A 16,236-nucleotide genomic window follows, 5' to 3' on the forward strand; every position below is an offset into this window, starting at 1 on the left:
GGCTAATATAAATCCTTAAAACGGTAATACCAATCTTCTTCTTTTTTGGTAAGCGGACGCAAATGTTTGCTGTCAAAAACTTCATCGATAAAAAATGTTTTCCAATGACTTTGCTCTGAAATCATATGCCTGACGGTGATCGTTAACGTCAGGTCAGTCCGACCGGACCGCTTGAGGCTGTAAGCGATGACAATACAAACTTTCCGGACAAACTCATCGATATTAGACTTTTTAACTTCCGGCGGGTAAAACACTTCCAGGTAATATTCCGGCTCAAATCGCTTCAAATCGATAGACAGGCCACGGTTGGGGTGGAATTCAAACAGGTATTTCAAATTATGCGGGATGATCTTGCGCAGGAGTTTTGGATTATTCCAGACCCAATCACACAGCTCTTTTTGCAGCACTTCGTAAAATTCACCCGCGTAATACATCCTGCAAAATTGTCAAATAGATTTTATAATACTAATATTTTTAGCATAAATTTGTAAACACAATGGAGGAAAGATGGCTTATCAGGTTTTAACAGCAGACAGCGGGACGGTAATTGCAGATACAGATTCCGATTTATGGGTTCAAGTAAATGAATTAAATGAGGTTACCATAACGAAGAATACGGCTTATTGCCTGGCAACGCTTTATAAGGTTAATGGCGGGTTTATTCCGGAAAAGGTTTATATATTCCAATCACGCAAAGTTGATTTGGTAACTTTAAAAAATGTGGCTGATTTCTTTTTTATGACTTTGCTGGAAACAGATTTATATGTTAAGGAAGTACCACAGGATTCGGCTTTATTTCCTCAGGAGGCAGCCAGAATTTACGGAACTGTTATTTTAGCGGCATGAATGAACCTTTTAACATACCCGTTATTTACGATGGGACAGAGCACGAATTTAAAGCGCGCTTTGAGCGTTGGGGCTATACACACCGTATTTCTGTTTTAATTGATGAAACAACTGTAACTTTTGAACCTGATGAAGAGGGTGGCTACCGGGCGCTGGCAGAACATCCCGTGGCTATCGGATTATTACAGGCCATCGTAGCTAGATTAATCACTTTGAGCCGATAACGGCTTTTGTTATATTTGGACACAACCACCCTTTAGCAAAAGTCCATGATGAAAATGTTTTTTCGTTCGCCACTTCTTTACCTTATTGTTTTTTCTATTATCCTGGTCTGGATATTTTCCAATCATAAAAAATTTACGCCTCTAAATTTTAAAGATGAATTGCCATCAAAAAAAACAGCGCAGCCAATTTTGCGAATTAATTGGTTGCCAACCCCGGTAAATATACCGGACGGGAAACTTACAGGAAACCAGGAGATATTTATTAAAGAACTTAAAAACGACGAAATTTACGTCGATACCATAAAATACAATCACACCGCAGATCTTTTCATTTCAGGCACAAAACCACCACTTTCAACTAATTATAGCTACGCCAATTTCGATGGCGTAACCTCGTATGTCCAATCAGAATTAGTACCGCCCTCTTACGAAAACAGAGCTCCTTTAGTAATTGTAGATACCACCGGCTGGAAGCCAGATTACTACACCTTTTCAAGGCACATTGACTTTAATACAATAGTTATACACTCTATTTCCGGTGACATGATGCGTTTTCGTGGTGATCATGCGCTCCGTTTAAACTTGGAAAACATTAAGCTTCGGTTACTCCAAATTGTAGGTAGTTCCTTTATAAAAGGGCCGGCAGATCTAGAATTATATTACGATGAGCCATTTAATGATGCTCACGATGATTTAAAAACAGCCCCAAAAGATGAAGGTATAAAGCAGGTATCCATTGATAATGAAACAGTTCATACCATACTTTCGCCTTATATAAAAGTGCTTCGTTTAGATTCCTGTGTGTGGGCAGATACAACTGAAATAATTTGTGACCGGGCGGAAACCATCATATTTAATCAAGTCAAATTCAAATCGCCAAACGGCTCGGTGAAACTTACTAATGCGAGTCCAGGAGCAACTTTACTTTTACGTAAGGTAGACTTTTCTAAAGTCGATTTTGATTATTCGCATTTTCATTATGTGCCTTATGCTGCTAATGCTTATAAAGATCAAAATGAATGGTATTCGGATGTGGTCAATATATATCAAAGTATTATCGCTTCACAAACGCGCCTTAACAACATTGAAGGTATCAAAGCCAGTAGTATTGCGCTCGCTATGTTTGAAGATAACAATAATTGGAACGCGCGCGCACTTATTGGGGTTAAGATATGGTGGAATAATTACGGCTTTGAGAAAGGAAAGGTAATTGCTTCATCACTTATTGTATTTTGTTTGTTTATAGTGGTTAACTTGTTGTTTATGGCTACATTCTTGGAACATTATGATGTTGCTGACATTAAAAAAGCCTGGGCTGACACGGCTGCAATAAATAACAAAACTGTAAAATATGGCAGGCGATTTATATTAAGTGCGTTATATACAGGCATTATTTTCTACGGGATTAAGTTGGACTTTGATAAAATGAAAACGAAACGACTTGACGTTGTTATCTGTTTATTTGTAGAATTTATTTCTGGCCTGATCGCTATCGCTTACATAGCAAGTTTAATTATCGTGAAGTAACATTTCATCAGGGTAGATAATCAAGTACAATTCTTTGTGTAGTTTCTCGCTTTTTTTCATCCAGTAATCGGGTATATCGCTGGGTAGTCTTAACGTGCCGATGTCCTAACATCTTAGATACGGTGTAAATATCTGTGCCATTGTTTAATTGCAGGGTGGCATAGGTATGCCGCAGGCAACAAAAGGTGATATGTTTATGAACGCCGGCTAACGATGGCCACTCTTGTAAAAAGTAACGGATTCGGCAATAGTAAAGTCCCTGGAATGGTCGCTCATGCGGTTTGCCGCGTTCACCCAATAACCCAACTGCTTGGTCACTGACCGGCATGTGCTGGTGTTTGGCTGTTTTGCGCTGCATAAATTGCAAATAGGATTCACCCGTTTCTCCACGAACTTCAGCCCAGGTTAACTGCTGCACATCACAAAATCGCAGACCTGTCAAAATCCCAAAGAGTGTTGCCCGTTTGGAAAGTTCATCTTTAACGGGCGTTTTGAGTAATTGTTTAATATCCGACATCGTTAAAAATTCTACCGGCGCTTCTTTTTCCTTCAGACCGGGGCTTAGTTCATGGAGGTCGTCCGGGATCAGTTTTTCCCGCCAGGCCATTTTTAATGCATTGCGAAATTTATTATAATAGCTGAGTGCACTATTGTGCCCGATGCCGCGCCGGCTTTCCCTCAACTGCGGGCTATCTAGTAGAAACGCTTTGAAGTCCTCACATAACGAAAGGTCGATATCAATGAAGCGCACCTCTTCCAGCCTGAACATTTCAAAATAGCGGACACTGCTATCCCAATTGTGCCGGCTCATGCCTTTGGAACGATTGGCGATGTTCCGAAAATATGCTTTGAAACTCCCTAAGCGCTTCATCGCTGGCGAAATGCCATGTGCCTGACTTTGTAATTCAAGTTGACGTTGCGCGCGTATTGTCTCGGCGAGTTCTTTAGTTTCCTTGTTATGCCTTCTTTCATGTTCATTTTGAGGCTGCGTAAAAAGGTACAACTTAAGGTTTTCATAACCTGTAGTCTTCCCGTTTGCGTGTTTTAGTGGCGGGTAAATATCCAGGTAAAGCCGTACCCGGTTTTTAACGAGTGGATGTTTTCTTAAACTAACTTTCATAACTGATAACTTCCGTTAACGCTTTAATATCTTCTTTAATTCGTTGGTAGTTCATAATGATCTCGTTTTGATTGATCGTCCTGGCTTTGGGTATATCCTGATAACTTAGCTCTTCCTGACTGATAGCCTCATGATCGTTTTGAATTTGGCAATGAAACGTTTTGAGATCAATTTTATTCGTAGGGTCGTCCGCAACCATACCGACAAAATCGCCGGATGAAAGCCCCGCGATTTTAGAGGCGGGTATGGCATAGTCTAATTGCGTAGAACGGCTTACCGATGTATCGGATGAATTGATTGATACGCTTTCTTTTTGCTGGTTGATCTTACCAAAGCGCTCGGAAAGCTGTTTAGCCGTGTCACCGGTGACCTGGCCACAAACGATATTGCCGACGATATTCATGATCACTTCTGCTTGTTCACGGCCGTAATCCTTTTTTAACTGGCTGTAATCCTGCACCGCTAAAGTGACAGCTACTTTATTTGACCGGGCCGTAGCGATCAGGTTATCGATACCATTGAAATAGATGGTTGGGAACTCATCGAAGATCAGGCTGCATTTCTGCTGATGCTTGCGATTGACCAGTTTGTTAATGCGGTTAATGTATAGTGATAGCACGGCTCCGTAAACCTGCGACTTCTGCGGGTTATTTGCCAGGCAAACTATTTTTGGTTCATCGGGGTTATTGATATCCAGCGAAAAATCATTACCACTTAAAACATAATAAAGCTGCGGTGAACTTAGCCGGGCGAGGCTGATCTTGGCGCTGGCGATCTGTCCTTCCAATTGTTCAAAGGCTTCATTTTTCCAGGCTGATATAAAGGGATTGATCAGTACTTCGATCTCGGGTTCGCTGCTCAGCACTGCAAACAGATCTTTGTAATCAACCAGTGAAAGTTCAATGACGTGCGGCAACGTACAGTATCTGCCGCCCTCATACTTTTTTAAAAACCATATCAGTGCGGTTAAAAAATTGATCGGCGATTCCACAAAGAAGTCACCCTGCTTCTTGATCCATTCCCGGTTTAAGCCCATCATAATGGTGCGCGCCGATTCCATCGCGTCCGTAATATCCAGCATGGTATCGGGCTCCAATGGATTACTGCGGTGCATGATCTTCTCAAAGTTGATGACATAGAATGATCGGCCTCCATGTTCCCGCAATGCGTTATAGGCGATCTTGGACAGGTCGTCATATTTAAAATCATAAATCAGCATACTGAACCCTTTGGCGATATGCTGAGTTATGATGTGCCGGATCACGAAATAGGATTTACCGGCACCCGGGCTGCCGCCAACCAAAGTACCCCTGAACGGGTTAATGATATTGATCCAGCTATCTCGCTCTTTGCCTTTTAATTGGTACCTAGGCAGGCAGGTTGATCGAATACTCATTTTCCAACAGGCGTTCTTCCTGGGGGAAGGTTTCATTTTCCTTGTTAAAGATATCAGCACCCAGTTTCAATTTGAGCATTCTAAACAACAGCCCGCCGCCGGTCATAAATAAAAGGTAGCCAAAGGCGGTGATGAGTATGTAAAGTGCAGCAACTATTTTAGCAGTCAATGGCAACGCTAAAAACAAGCCGCTGATAAAATAAAGCAACAAGCCGGTAAAGCAATAAGTAATGATCGTTTTTGGCCTGATCTTTTCATCCCGCTTGCCTTTGCTGCCGATCAGGGATACTACTAATAAGAGCAATGCACTCAGCTTGGCGATAAGCACCGTTTTAAAGACCACCATTTTGGAAAGCGGCAATAAGATATGGTCAACGATCTTGTGCGTTAATTTGAGCTCCTGGAAAGTCGGGTAACAGCATAAATAAGAATGAATCATCAATATGGCAATACTCAATAACCTGGTAAAATCAATGATCTTACGCAGGGCTTGTTCGTTTTCTCCGGTTTGCATAATCTATAGATTTAGTCCTTTACGTTTTTTCTTTTTGTATTTATTAAGTGCGGCGAGGTCTTCGCGCTCAGCGGCAAATAATACATCTATGGGTTCATCGCCTGTTGCTGTTTGGATGAATTCATGACCACCCTGTACTTCATTTTGATATTGGAATTTGGCTTTAACAGGGTCAGGTAATAATTGTGCGTTGAGCTGATTGGCGCTGTAAGCTTTGCCCAAATCACTGCCGTTAAATACCGCTTTGTTTTTCTGATCGATAAAGGTCACGCCATAAATGCGCCCTTCCTCGTTTTGTCGCAGGATGCATTGAACGCCTTTTTCGCGTAAGGCTTTTTGAAAGTCAAGCCTGGTATGCGGTTTTATTAATATACTGTCTAATATTTTGATAAACTCATCTTTGAAAGGCTTGCGTAGCTGCGCATTCAGCCTGAACGTTTCCTCCAGTGTTTTGAGGGTTGGTTTACCATAAATAGTGCTGGCTTTTATTGGCACGCCGATCTTGTTGTGCTGCTTATCCAATATCCAGTAAACCAAACCTTCGCGGGCATACATGCGGGAATCTTTGGAACCCCGGTCGGCTTGAATATTATATTGACCCAGTATGGCATTGAGTTCCGGGACGCTGGTAAATTTGTAGGCTCTTAATACATAACCCAGGATATTGGTGATGGCCCGTTTGGTTTCAGCCTTGCCATATTCGGCGGCCGTAGCATCAACTTTGAGATTTGGTTTTTGCTTTTGTTGTTCTTCCGCTTTGGTTAAATTGTATTTGATCTCTATAGCTTTGCGTGTTTTTTCCGATTCGTTTTGACCCAGATAGTGCAGGCTGATCCGTTCGCCATCCCGTTTGATGTTAGTGGTGACGATATGGATATGTGGGTGCCCGGCATCCTCATGGCGGTAAACCAGACAAGGCTGCGTTGCAAAGCCAACACCTGCTAAGTAATCCTTTACGATCTCGCTTAACTTTTCGTCTGCGAGGTACTCACCGTTGGGGAAATTCAGTGAGATATGAACCGTGTTGGTTTTGGCCCGTTGATTCATCGCGGCCAGGTCGGTCAAGCGAAATAACTTATCATTAAAGGATAAGTCTTTGGGGTCCTTCGGATAGCCTTTGGCACCAATCAGCATGGCTTTTCCTTGTTTCACTTTATTCTCATTGTAGTTGAGCGCGCCGATCAGGCTTTTACCGCTCTTAATTTTTGCGACCATATATCCGCGTATTGGTTCATCCGTTCTTTGATTTGGCCGATGGACGGCTCCAGTTTGGTATTGATCACACTCAACAAATTCATCCAAAGCCTGGTATCGGCATTTCCATGAGCACTGTTGATGCTACGCATCGCCTGGTTCAGGTTATTGCCGATGGCGTTAAGTTCCTGCCTTAGCAGGATCATTTCTTCCAGCAGGTCATCCATAGCTTTGTCCCGGTAATTAACCGTGACCGGTTTCTCCAAAAGCACGCTGCGCATGTATTCGCTAAGCTTTCGGAAGCTGGTCTTTTTGAACCGCTTTTCGAGCAATTGATATTCCTCTGGTTTAAAGCGGAGGTTCTTCCATTGTATCCGTTTGTCTTCCTGTGTAGCCATTGTTCTCTTCTTTAAAAATCCGACTTCGGAGGATTTTTTCCTGGACCCGCAGCCGCCCCGGCGCGGAGGGCAAGATTCAATTGTGACACAATTGTACATCTTGCTGACTGCCGCGAAGCGGGCTGTCTCATCCTGCTATCAGTGTTTTAATTGGCATTTTTTGTTGTTTCGTCCGGCTTCGCCTTATGGCTGAGATAAAGTTCAAGCGCTTGTATATTGATGTCTTTAAGGGATTCATCATACTCCAGTCCGAATGTTTTAAGCCGCTTTAAAAGGACCTTGGGTATCCGGTTGTTGAACTGTACTTCGGGCTCGTTTGGAACGGGTACAGCCTTCACCGGGATCACCTCCTGGATAGGGGTAGCGGGCCTTTCCTGTTTGAGTTTGTCAGCCAGATTGCCGAGTTTATTTTTATAATTTTCCATTTTGCTATCATGATAGTTTGTTAGCAATTGCTGTTGGTTGCTAGCTTGATAGTTTCCTATCAACCGCAACTAGTTTGATATATTGCTATGAACTTAGCTTGCTAAATTGCTACGATCTTAGTTTGCGATCTTGCTAGCTTATTAGGTAAATAAAAAGCTAGCTTGCTATATTGATATATCAGTGCTGACCTGCTCAACAACTTCTTCCGTCAGCGCCATGATCTCTTCTTTTGCCCGCCTGTCCGTACCATTTAAAATACCACCGGTTATCGACGAGCGGGCGATGCTGACCCGGTCGTGAACCTTCGTTTGCAGTAGCGGTGTCCCCATGCTTTGCAGCAGTTCGGCCACATCCTGGGTGATGCCTGATCGCGGCTTGACCATATTGAGTACGATGCCGGCTTTCAGATGGGGGGCTTTACGCTGTGCCTCTTTGATCAGCGCCAGGGTAGAACGGATGGCCATCACATCGAAGAAACCGGCCTTGGTCGGCACCAAAATAAAATCAGAATAAAGGAACAATTCAGGTAAACGATTGGAAAGATAAGGCGGCGTATCGATAACGATCAGGTCATACGCCAACTGCTGGATATCCTGCAATCTATCGACCCCGATGATAGCCAGGTCAGGGAAATCCTCCCTGATATGATATAAACTGCCCTGTAAGTCGGTATCTACAAGTGCTACTGATAATTGATCCTGGAAACATAAAGCCAGGTTGATCGCTAAGGTACTTTTGCCTACGCCACCTTTTTGGTGGGCTATGGTGATGATCTTTGCCATGTTAGTTTGCTATTTTTATAGTTTAATAGGATGATAGCAGCGCGTTTTCCCGCTGCCGTTTTCTGAGTTTTTGTTCCTGCTCGTAATTGAAGATCCATTCCCCGGCCAGCAGTTTCCAATTACGGTAAGGCGTGCCTTTAGGGCTGCTCCAATTGCTTTTTTCATAGAATTTGTAGAATACGTCCGCTTGCGTCGTCATATTTTTTTGATCAAAGTATATGTCGACCAGGCGCTTTTGCGGCGGCATCTCTGTGCCAAACCCTTTTTGCAGAATTAGTTCGGGTTTCCTGCGCTCTACAGGCACCCGTTTGGCTTTACGTTTGGGTGTTTGAAATAACATAGGATTTAGAAAAAATGGCCGGACGCTGGCTGACAGGCCCGGCCGGTTAAACATCAGGCACTCTTGTTCGTCGACATCATAAAGGTGATGTCTTCATAATCATAATAGATAGAGCCGCCTATTTTAGTAAAGGGCAATACGCCGCTGTCCCGAAGGGATTGCAGGAAGCCATGTGAGATGCCCAGCAACTTTTTGACTTCAGCAGATTTCAACCACTTCTTGCCTGGGACACCGCTGGCGCATTCTTTAATGATACGTTTAACCTCCTGGAGCATATCATTCTTGAAATCCTCCAGGTCACCAAGGGTTAATATCTGATTCCTAGTCGGAACCATACCCATTCTTGATCGTTGCTCTGTTGCTTTTTCCATAATATGATTTTTAAGGACTTCAAAATTCGGAAGCCGGTAAATCAGAAAATGACAACTTTGGGAAGGGTGGCGTTATTTTTAGGTGGAAAAGGAACGATTTAAACCCAAATAGACTTAAAATATAAAATCCGAGAAAGTGTCGCGGAATTTTGGAAATAGGTTAAATCGCTATTATGATAGATTGCTATACTACTAGCTTGATAGCAGTTTGAGTCCAGCGTTATTTTGGGGATAGCGGATAGTATCTGTTAAACGCCTCCTGCCGGACTTTAAAGTGTTCAGCCAATTTACGGATAACTTCTTTGGACAATCCTTTTTTGTAGTTCAGGATGTCGGATATATAACCCTTGCTCACGCCGAGTATGGCTATCAGATCCGATGCTTTTAAATTATGCTCTTTCATGAAAGAGCGTAATAATGTGATCGGGTCTAATTCGGCAAAAGTGTTGTTTGCTTCGTCGTAAGTATGGATCAATAGCGTTAACAGTTCCACTTCGTCTTGAACATCGGAATTGCTTTTCAAAGTCAAAAGTGATTCCAGCGCATTGCAACAGTCGTCATACTGCGCTCTGTCTTTGATGACCTTATATTTTAGCTCGATCCCCATTGGAGCAAAAATATGAAAAAGTTCACAAAATGTGAACTTTTTCATAGCATCACATTTTGTACTTAAAACTCAAAAGCGATTTGCAACTGGCCGCCCAAGCCTTTTTCGACGATGGTGCGGAGGATGGAAACGGGAACATTCCCGATGTCATTTTCTGCTTTCGAAATATGTGATTTGGCAATTCCGCACTTATCGGCTAACTGCTGCTGGGTCATATTTTGCGCTGAACGGGCTTCCCGTATCAATGCGCCGATCTGATCAATCTCTTGCTGCTCTTTCATGATAATTACTCATTAAAACTTTTTACAGTTTGGAAAAATTCGTTAATAATGTCGATGCTGACCTTTATGGCGACATCGCTTTTGATGATTCCCGAAGCCATGAGTAACCCGGCTTCTGTAAAAACCATCGGTATTTCACCATCACCAATTTTGTGCTGAAAATCAGCTTGACGCTGTAATTGCAGCCATTCTTCTGCCGTAGGTAAAAACAAGAAATCGGGCGGGAACCGCTGTTTGTTTCTACTTACACGTTGTCTCAATACTTTGAGACTGACCTGGAACAGACCCGCTACATCTTCGTCGATCATTACCTTTTGTCCCCTTAACCAGTATATCTGGTTAGGGGGCTGTTGATTTTGTTCGGTCATAATAATTGTTTTTGAAGTTCTTCCTTGCTGGGTAAATAGAGTTTATATTCCCTGCTGAAAATTTGCTCGTTATTGAGCGGTAATGTAAACTCAACTACCGCCTTATTATCCTCTTTACAAAGGATGATACCGAGTGTTGGCTTTTCATGGGATCGCTTGACTTTCCGGTCATAATAGTTGACGTACATTTGCATTTGCCCAATATCCTGATGTGTGAGTTTGCCTATTTTGAGATCGATCAGGACAAAACAGTCCAACAGACGATTGTAAAAGACTAAGTCCACCCAGAAATGATCGCCCTCTAAGGTGATACGACGCTGCCGGCCTTCAAACAAAAAGCCTTTACCTAATTCCAGCATAAAATGTTCAAGCTTATTGATAATGGCGGTTTCGAGATCGTTTTCGGAATAACTGCTGTCTTCTTTAAAATTCAAAAACTCTAACACGAATGGAGTTTTTAAAGTATCAACAGGCATTTCTTTCAATCCTCCTTTTGCGGCATCTTGCTGAACTTCTTTTTTATTGCTGCTTAAGACGAGTCGCTCATAGTAAGAGGAGTTATATTGTCGCTGCAACTCGCGCACCGACCAGTTATTGCCGGCTGTCTCCTGCTCGTAAAACTCCCGCTCGTTGGCATCATTGATGCGCATCAGCTGTATATAATGCGTCCAGCTTACTTTGAATTGTTCAGAAAACGAAATCAGCGATTTCGGAATTTCAGCCGATGGAGATTGTGCAATCGCTGATTGCACAATTCGGCTTCTATATAATAAATAGAATTGTTTAAAGTAATCCAGGTTGCGTTTAGAGTAACCTTTACCATATTCTTCGCTGAGTGATCTGCTTAAAGCTGCAACAATTTCCTCCGCATACTCTGCACGGTCATTTCCCTTTTGTTGTTCTTGAACGATCATCATCCCGATATGGTAATAGGTTTGAATCATTCTTGTATTTACATTCCGCACGATCTGGCTTCTTGACTCGTCGATCAGTTCCTTGACTGATCTGAAAAGTGAGTTGACATCCATGGTTTTCATTTAGCCTACTTTTTTAAGATTTGAACTTATGTTGCCTTTCCTGGCAGCTTTGTGTTTCGGTATTTCGGGTTCCAGTTTTTCCCGCAGGACATGCATGTCCTCGCTTATCTTTTTCAATAGGACACGGGCGTAGATCTGTGTGGTAGCGATCTTGGTATGTCCCATCATTTTGCTTACTGTCTCGATAGGCACGTTGTTGGCCAGTGTTATGGTAGTGGCGAACGTATGCCGTGCCACGCCGAAGGTGAGCTTCTTTTTTATGCCTACGATCTTGGCGATCTCTTTCAGGTAAACGTTAACCTTTTGATTGGTGATGGTCGGAAATATTCTTCCTAAAGTTACGGAGCGTGGATTGTCTTTATACTTGTTCATGATTGACAATGCAGGCGTAAGAACGGGTATGTTGGTCGGCTCGTTGCTCTTTTGCCGAAATAACTTCAGCCATTTTTCACCATCCTCACCACGGACCACATTGCCCTCATGTAAATTCATCAGGTCTACAAAGGATAAGCCCGTATAACAGGCAAACAGGAAATAGTCCCTGATTACCACGAGCGTGTCAGAAGCCAGTTCATATTGCTCCAGCGTCTTTAATTCATTAGTAGATAAGAAAGCGGTCTCTACCTTTTTATATCGGAACTTGTAATTCTTGAAAGGGTCTTTGCTGATCCATTGCATTTTGAAGGCCAGTGTGGTCATCTTACGCAGGCGGATTAAGTGTTTCATGACGCCGTTATTATTTAATGGCTGAAAATGATCGGCTGGTTTGTGATTTCGCAAGTACGTTTCAAAATCAATAATGAACTTATAATCGATATCATTGATCCGGATGTCTGTGGTCTTACGCTTTTCTTTGAGAAACTTTTCCAGGTAGCGGCGGGTGACCGAGTAATGTTTAAGCGTGCTCCAGGTCAAAGCGGCTGAGGCTGTTTCGTAATGGTAATCCATCAAACGGCTTAACGAGTAAGTTTCTTCGGTTGCTTCGCCTAGGAAGTAGGCTTTTACAAGTTGCGGCGTGATCTCCTTACCAGCGATCTGTAATTGCTGATAGTAGGAGGTAATCGTAAACTTGACTTCCTCCAGGTAAGCGTTTGTTTCTTTGGCCTCTGGCAATCTTACCTTGACACAACCGTGCCCTTTGTCCCAGGTATCCACCTCAACGAAGCGTTTCAAGGCGATAAGCACCTTTTCCTTGTTGATGGTAATACTGGCATAAACGGCTGTTTTGCCGTCTTTTTCCCTTCCTTTTCTGATGGTGAAATGCACACCAAATGACTGCGATGTTTTCATCTTTTAACAGTTTTTAAGTGAATAAATGATTAATTACCTCCAGAAATCATCAATTTTCTGGTCGCTTTTTGGTCGCTGGATTGGTTTTTTTTTCAGTCTTTTTGAGTGCTTTTTAGTCTATATTTTAAGCACTTAAAAAATTGAATATCAATCTGTTAACTCATAAAAGCGACCAAAAGTAAAAAATGATTTTTGGTCGCCGGATTGGTCGCCAAAGCTGTGCATTTGAAAGGATCGAAAAGGACCAGAATAAAACAAAAAACCCTGTAAATCAGTGATTTACAGGGTTAAAACCATCGACAGTCCGTCTATTTGTGCGCCCACCTGGGCTCGAACCAGGGACCAAAAGATTATGAGTCTTCTACTCTAACCGACTGAGCTATAGGCGCGGTTATTTGTGTTTATTTAACGGGTGCAATTTTACATATTTGCAGGCAAATAACAAAACCCTTTATGCAAAATATCAAAAATATCATCTTCGATTACGGTAACGTTATCTTTAATATCGATTTCAGAAAGGCGCAGCAAGGCTGGAACCAGTTGGGTATCAGTAATGCTGCCGAATTTTTTGGCCATAAACAACAGGACGAAATTTTTGATAAATTTGACAGGGGAGAGGTGTCTGCGGAAGAGTTTAGGGACTATATCAGGCAAAAATCGGGCAATTCCAGCCTTACTGACGAGCAAATAAACGGCGCGTGGAATAGTATGTTACTTGGAATTGAGCCAGGCAACCATGAATTGCTGCTGGATTTGAAAACAAAATACCGCACATTTTTATTGAGTAACATTAATGAAATTCACTATGATCACATCATGGCATATCTTAAAAAAGATTTTGGTTTTGATGGAAACGGCCATCTTTTTGAAAAGGCATATTACTCGCATCTCATGGGCAAGCGCAAGCCCGAAGCCAGGATCTTCCAACTTGTGCTGGATGAAAATAATCTTAATCCGGCCGAAACTTTGTTTATTGATGATAGTCCGCAGCATCTGGCTGGCGCCGAAAAACTGGGCATTCAAACACTTTTAATGACCAGGCCGGATACTATTCAACAGTTTTTTAAAAGATCGGGCTTGTAAGCAGAACTTTTCTAACATCCACAAGGGGTTGCAGAATAAGTTCAACAATCAGTTCAATGCGAATAGCTAAATGGCATTAAATGCAGAGGCCATCAGTTAGTTAGAATGCTGCCGCTGGTATTTATTCCTGTAATCAATAGGCGACAGGCCCGTAATGCGCTTAAATGTAGTGCGGAAAGCTTTATTATCTGTGTATCCAACGTTATACATAACCTCATTTACGTTATCGCGCGATGTTTCCAGGCTTACTTTGGCCGCTTCTATTTTTACCCGCTGAATGTATTCGGCTACTGTATTGGATGTTGCTTTTTTGAAGCGACGCTCCAGGTTTCGCCTGCCTAAGGCAAACATAGATGCCAGCTGTTCAACGCTTATCTTTTCTGAATAGTTTTTCTCAATAAATTCCTGGGCTTTCTTTATCGGATCGTCTGAATGATCCTTTTGTCCCTGGAAAATAATGAATGGCGATTGGTTGGTACGTTCCATTTCGATAGCAAATACTTTCGAACTTAAAATAGCCATATCCCGGCCGGCAAATTTCTCGATGAGATATAGTATCAGGTTGAGGTACGAGAATGCCCCACCGCTGGAGTAAATGCCCTGTTCATCGGTAATGATTTTTTCAGTCACCAGGTTTACGTCCGGAAACATGGTACGGAACTGGTTGGCAGCCATCCAATGGGTAGCACAGCTTTTACCTTTTAACAACCCTGTGGAAGCCAACAAAAAAGCCCCCATACATAAACTGGCAATTTCGGCGCCGTTTTTATATTGATCTATGATCCATGGAATAAATTCCTTATTATTTTCAATAGCACTTGTTATTTCGCCATCAAGTGCAGGGATAACGATCAGGTCGGTTTTTTTAACCTCCGTCATTAAAAGATGGGCATTTACAGTAAAGCAACCGCCGCTGATGGGCGTTTCAGCTTGCAGGCCAACCAACTCTACTTTAAAAATCGGCTCTTTTCCCATCGATAAAAAAAATTGGTTTACCTGGGTAAATAACTGGCGCGAGCCTTCCAGGCTACCCAAAATTGCGCCCTTTGGTATTAAAATAGATATATGCTTCATATTTCAAAAATATAATAAAGCAATAACGCAAGCAAGATTTAGTGCAGGTTATTTGCTGCCGGGATATTTATTGAATATGCTTGTTAGTTAATTGTTTAAATGCAATTAATAAATGCTTCGCGCAGTATTTATACTTATGCTATCATTGCCTGCCTGTATATTGTACACCGTTGTTTTGCCGTGCCTGGTTTAATGCCAATACGATGACCGGGTTGCTTTACCTATTATTGATACGGTCACATATAAACTGGCACCTATTAATTCCCCATCAAGCTTATTTAAAATACCGACGATTTTGTTCCGAATCGAAAAATAGTTTGGCATGGCCATAATTTGGATTGTAACTCGTTATTTGATACAGGAAGTTCTCGCTTGGCAGTGTATTGGCAGTTTTTTTTAAGATTTTTTGTCAGTAAGATTGACGGTTGTCATGTATACTGACAAATTGACAAAAAAAATATTAAAATACTAAAGAGGTAAAAATGGGACTCAATAAGCACTGTTTTTCCTTTAATATTCAAAATTTGATCGTTTTTTTCATCGTTAATATGCTTTTCGGGCTTATTTTAAAATTTTCATCGTTCAATATGGCCGTTTTTATACAATGTCATGTTTTTAAACCATGATCTTTTAGTTTTTTTCTGATCCGGAATTTTACAATCAAAAAACAAGCCTTATTTTTTTCCGAATGCTCAAAGCATCTTTTTATTTTTCGAAATAACATCTCAATTTTTATAAAATATAAAATACGGCAAATTTTATTTTTGGCCTCTCACCTCCTAAAAAACGAGGGTAGATTTATGGCATATTTTTAGTCGATGAATGCTCGGGAGACCGAAAAAGTTTATCACTTAAGTTCATATAAATAAAGGATTTACGCGATTAACAATATGCTTCCTGAAGCTATATAATAATATATAAATCACTTAAAAAATTAAAACTATGTTAATCGTATTAGAAGTTGCCGCATTTTTAGCAGTTATCGTGTTACCATTAATTCCAGCTAAAAAAGTTGCGAAATAATCAGGTACCAAGCCCTATCAACAATTAAATAATCATTTTTAAAAATTAAGACCATGTTAATCGTATTAGAAGTTGCCCTGTTTTTAGCAGTTATCATTGTACCTTTGATCCCAGCTAAAAAAGTTGCGAAATAATTAGAGGTTTACATTAAGTTGTAAATAAAAGATGGATAGCATTGAAGCTACCCATCTTTTTTATTTTAAAAGGATTGCTTTTTTCTGCCGATGTAAATAGATATTAAGCTGCACTATAACTATTGTTGGTTGTTTGCCTGCAATACACTGAAATGGGAATGCGGAATGTTTGCAATTTCAAATTTTAGTGGAAGTAATTCG

The 16,236-nt window shown here is 41.5% G+C and carries 18 protein-coding genes, 1 tRNA gene and 1 pseudogene; 4 read left to right on the plus strand and 16 right to left on the minus strand.

Annotation, left to right across the window (positions count from 1 at the left end; translation table 11 throughout):
* Nucleotides 1–2: 2 nt before the first annotated feature.
* On the minus strand, nt 3–434 hold the full coding sequence (locus ACFGVS_RS03390; RefSeq protein ID WP_439697459.1) for a hypothetical protein: 432 nt from the start codon (nt 432–434) through the stop codon (nt 3–5).
* Between the two features lie 73 nt (nt 435–507).
* On the opposite strand from ACFGVS_RS03390, the gene ACFGVS_RS03395 reads away from it, so the two are divergent.
* From ACFGVS_RS03395 to ACFGVS_RS03405, 3 genes are read left to right on the plus strand one after another with little or no spacing between them, the layout of a single operon-like run.
* Nucleotides 508–846: a hypothetical protein gene (locus tag ACFGVS_RS03395; protein ID WP_439697460.1), complete on the plus strand. Its 339-nt coding sequence runs from the start codon at nt 508–510 to the stop codon at nt 844–846.
* Nucleotides 843–1,070: a hypothetical protein gene (locus tag ACFGVS_RS03400; protein WP_439697461.1), complete on the plus strand. Its 228-nt coding sequence runs from the start codon at nt 843–845 to the stop codon at nt 1,068–1,070. Before ACFGVS_RS03395 ends, ACFGVS_RS03400 begins: the two co-directional genes overlap by 4 nt.
* Before the next feature lie 45 nt (nt 1,071–1,115).
* Nucleotides 1,116–2,597, plus strand: coding sequence for a hypothetical protein (locus ACFGVS_RS03405; protein ID WP_439697462.1), 1,482 nt, complete (start codon nt 1,116–1,118; stop codon nt 2,595–2,597).
* A gap of 7 nt (nt 2,598–2,604) precedes the next feature.
* Here the strand turns inward: ACFGVS_RS03405 and ACFGVS_RS03410 are convergent, their stop codons facing one another.
* The 14 genes and pseudogenes from ACFGVS_RS03410 to ACFGVS_RS03475 all read right to left on the minus strand — a co-directional run bounded on the left by ACFGVS_RS03410 (nt 2,605) and on the right by ACFGVS_RS03475 (nt 13,110).
* Complete coding sequence (locus ACFGVS_RS03410) at nt 2,605–3,717, minus strand: site-specific integrase (protein WP_439697463.1); 1,113 nt, start codon at nt 3,715–3,717, stop codon at nt 2,605–2,607.
* Nucleotides 3,707–5,627: pseudogene (gene mobC / locus ACFGVS_RS03415) on the minus strand (conjugal transfer protein MobC). Before mobC ends, ACFGVS_RS03410 begins: the two are co-directional and overlap by 11 nt.
* A 3-nt stretch (nt 5,628–5,630) precedes the next feature.
* Nucleotides 5,631–6,842, minus strand: coding sequence for a relaxase/mobilization nuclease domain-containing protein (locus tag ACFGVS_RS03420; RefSeq protein ID WP_439697464.1), 1,212 nt, complete (start codon nt 6,840–6,842; stop codon nt 5,631–5,633).
* Nucleotides 6,809–7,219, minus strand: a complete 411-nt coding sequence (locus tag ACFGVS_RS03425) for a plasmid mobilization protein (protein ID WP_439697465.1) — start codon at nt 7,217–7,219, stop codon at nt 6,809–6,811. Before ACFGVS_RS03425 ends, ACFGVS_RS03420 begins: the two co-directional genes overlap by 34 nt.
* A gap of 146 nt (nt 7,220–7,365) precedes the next feature.
* The gene (locus tag ACFGVS_RS03430) at nt 7,366–7,644 is read right to left on the minus strand and encodes a hypothetical protein (protein ID WP_439697466.1); all 279 of its coding nucleotides are present in this window, start codon (nt 7,642–7,644) and stop codon (nt 7,366–7,368) included.
* 165 nt (nt 7,645–7,809) lie between these two features.
* On the minus strand, nt 7,810–8,427 hold the full coding sequence (locus ACFGVS_RS03435; protein ID WP_439697467.1) for a nucleotide-binding protein: 618 nt from the start codon (nt 8,425–8,427) through the stop codon (nt 7,810–7,812).
* A gap of 22 nt (nt 8,428–8,449) precedes the next feature.
* Entirely contained in the window at nt 8,450–8,767 is a 318-nt protein-coding gene (locus tag ACFGVS_RS03440) for a hypothetical protein (RefSeq protein ID WP_439697468.1), read from the minus strand.
* Nucleotides 8,768–8,820: 53 nt separating this feature from the next.
* The gene (locus ACFGVS_RS03445) at nt 8,821–9,138 is read right to left on the minus strand and encodes a helix-turn-helix domain-containing protein (protein ID WP_439697469.1); all 318 of its coding nucleotides are present in this window, start codon (nt 9,136–9,138) and stop codon (nt 8,821–8,823) included.
* A gap of 220 nt (nt 9,139–9,358) precedes the next feature.
* Entirely contained in the window at nt 9,359–9,790 is a 432-nt protein-coding gene (locus tag ACFGVS_RS03450; protein ID WP_439697470.1) for a helix-turn-helix domain-containing protein, read from the minus strand.
* A 17-nt stretch (nt 9,791–9,807) separates the two neighbouring features.
* On the minus strand, nt 9,808–10,026 hold the full coding sequence (locus tag ACFGVS_RS03455; protein ID WP_439697471.1) for a helix-turn-helix domain-containing protein: 219 nt from the start codon (nt 10,024–10,026) through the stop codon (nt 9,808–9,810).
* A gap of 5 nt (nt 10,027–10,031) precedes the next feature.
* Nucleotides 10,032–10,394 carry an ORF6N domain-containing protein gene (locus ACFGVS_RS03460; protein WP_439697472.1) on the minus strand — a complete coding sequence of 121 codons (363 nt, stop codon included), beginning with the start codon at nt 10,392–10,394 and terminating at the stop codon, nt 10,032–10,034.
* Complete coding sequence (locus ACFGVS_RS03465) at nt 10,391–11,431, minus strand: PDDEXK nuclease domain-containing protein (protein WP_439697473.1); 1,041 nt, start codon at nt 11,429–11,431, stop codon at nt 10,391–10,393. Before ACFGVS_RS03465 ends, ACFGVS_RS03460 begins: the two co-directional genes overlap by 4 nt.
* Entirely contained in the window at nt 11,432–12,721 is a 1,290-nt protein-coding gene (locus ACFGVS_RS03470; RefSeq protein ID WP_439697474.1) for a site-specific integrase, read from the minus strand.
* Nucleotides 12,722–13,036: 315 nt separating this feature from the next.
* Nucleotides 13,037–13,110: transfer RNA gene (locus ACFGVS_RS03475), tRNA-Ile, on the minus strand.
* Nucleotides 13,111–13,174: 64 nt separating this feature from the next.
* Here ACFGVS_RS03475 and ACFGVS_RS03480 point away from each other — a divergent pair.
* Complete coding sequence (locus ACFGVS_RS03480) at nt 13,175–13,804, plus strand: HAD family hydrolase (protein WP_439697475.1); 630 nt, start codon at nt 13,175–13,177, stop codon at nt 13,802–13,804.
* A gap of 96 nt (nt 13,805–13,900) precedes the next feature.
* On the opposite strand, the gene ACFGVS_RS03485 is transcribed toward ACFGVS_RS03480, so the two are convergent.
* Nucleotides 13,901–14,878: a GlxA family transcriptional regulator gene (locus ACFGVS_RS03485; RefSeq protein WP_439697476.1), complete on the minus strand. Its 978-nt coding sequence runs from the start codon at nt 14,876–14,878 to the stop codon at nt 13,901–13,903.
* Nucleotides 14,879–16,236: the final 1,358 nt, after the last annotated feature.

Origin of the sequence: Mucilaginibacter sediminis (assembly GCF_051903035.1) — a bacterium.
In the GTDB taxonomy this organism is placed as follows: domain Bacteria; phylum Bacteroidota; class Bacteroidia; order Sphingobacteriales; family Sphingobacteriaceae; genus Mucilaginibacter.

Excerpts from the sequence above, each read along its gene's own strand:
- ACFGVS_RS03435 (WP_439697467.1), bottom strand. The coding sequence starts at position 8,427 with ATGGCAAAGATCATCACCATAGCCCACCAAAAAGGTGGCGTAGGCAAA.
- ACFGVS_RS03430 (WP_439697466.1), bottom strand. The coding sequence starts at position 7,644 with ATGGAAAATTATAAAAATAAACTCGGCAATCTGGCTGACAAACTCAAA.
- ACFGVS_RS03425 (WP_439697465.1), bottom strand. The coding sequence starts at position 7,219 with ATGGCTACACAGGAAGACAAACGGATACAATGGAAGAACCTCCGCTTT.
- ACFGVS_RS03440 (WP_439697468.1), bottom strand. The coding sequence starts at position 8,767 with ATGTTATTTCAAACACCCAAACGTAAAGCCAAACGGGTGCCTGTAGAG.
- ACFGVS_RS03450 (WP_439697470.1), bottom strand. The coding sequence starts at position 9,790 with ATGAAAAAGTTCACATTTTGTGAACTTTTTCATATTTTTGCTCCAATG.
- ACFGVS_RS03455 (WP_439697471.1), bottom strand. The coding sequence starts at position 10,026 with ATGAAAGAGCAGCAAGAGATTGATCAGATCGGCGCATTGATACGGGAA.
- ACFGVS_RS03470 (WP_439697474.1), bottom strand. The coding sequence starts at position 12,721 with ATGAAAACATCGCAGTCATTTGGTGTGCATTTCACCATCAGAAAAGGA.
- ACFGVS_RS03405 (WP_439697462.1), top strand. The coding sequence starts at position 1,116 with ATGATGAAAATGTTTTTTCGTTCGCCACTTCTTTACCTTATTGTTTTT.
- ACFGVS_RS03420 (WP_439697464.1), bottom strand. The coding sequence starts at position 6,842 with ATGGTCGCAAAAATTAAGAGCGGTAAAAGCCTGATCGGCGCGCTCAAC.
- ACFGVS_RS03480 (WP_439697475.1), top strand. The coding sequence starts at position 13,175 with ATGCAAAATATCAAAAATATCATCTTCGATTACGGTAACGTTATCTTT.
- ACFGVS_RS03395 (WP_439697460.1), top strand. The coding sequence starts at position 508 with ATGGCTTATCAGGTTTTAACAGCAGACAGCGGGACGGTAATTGCAGAT.
- ACFGVS_RS03445 (WP_439697469.1), bottom strand. The coding sequence starts at position 9,138 with ATGGAAAAAGCAACAGAGCAACGATCAAGAATGGGTATGGTTCCGACT.
- ACFGVS_RS03400 (WP_439697461.1), top strand. The coding sequence starts at position 843 with ATGAATGAACCTTTTAACATACCCGTTATTTACGATGGGACAGAGCAC.
- ACFGVS_RS03460 (WP_439697472.1), bottom strand. The coding sequence starts at position 10,394 with ATGACCGAACAAAATCAACAGCCCCCTAACCAGATATACTGGTTAAGG.
- ACFGVS_RS03465 (WP_439697473.1), bottom strand. The coding sequence starts at position 11,431 with ATGAAAACCATGGATGTCAACTCACTTTTCAGATCAGTCAAGGAACTG.
- ACFGVS_RS03390 (WP_439697459.1), bottom strand. The coding sequence starts at position 434 with ATGTATTACGCGGGTGAATTTTACGAAGTGCTGCAAAAAGAGCTGTGT.
- ACFGVS_RS03410 (WP_439697463.1), bottom strand. The coding sequence starts at position 3,717 with ATGAAAGTTAGTTTAAGAAAACATCCACTCGTTAAAAACCGGGTACGG.
- ACFGVS_RS03485 (WP_439697476.1), bottom strand. The coding sequence starts at position 14,878 with ATGAAGCATATATCTATTTTAATACCAAAGGGCGCAATTTTGGGTAGC.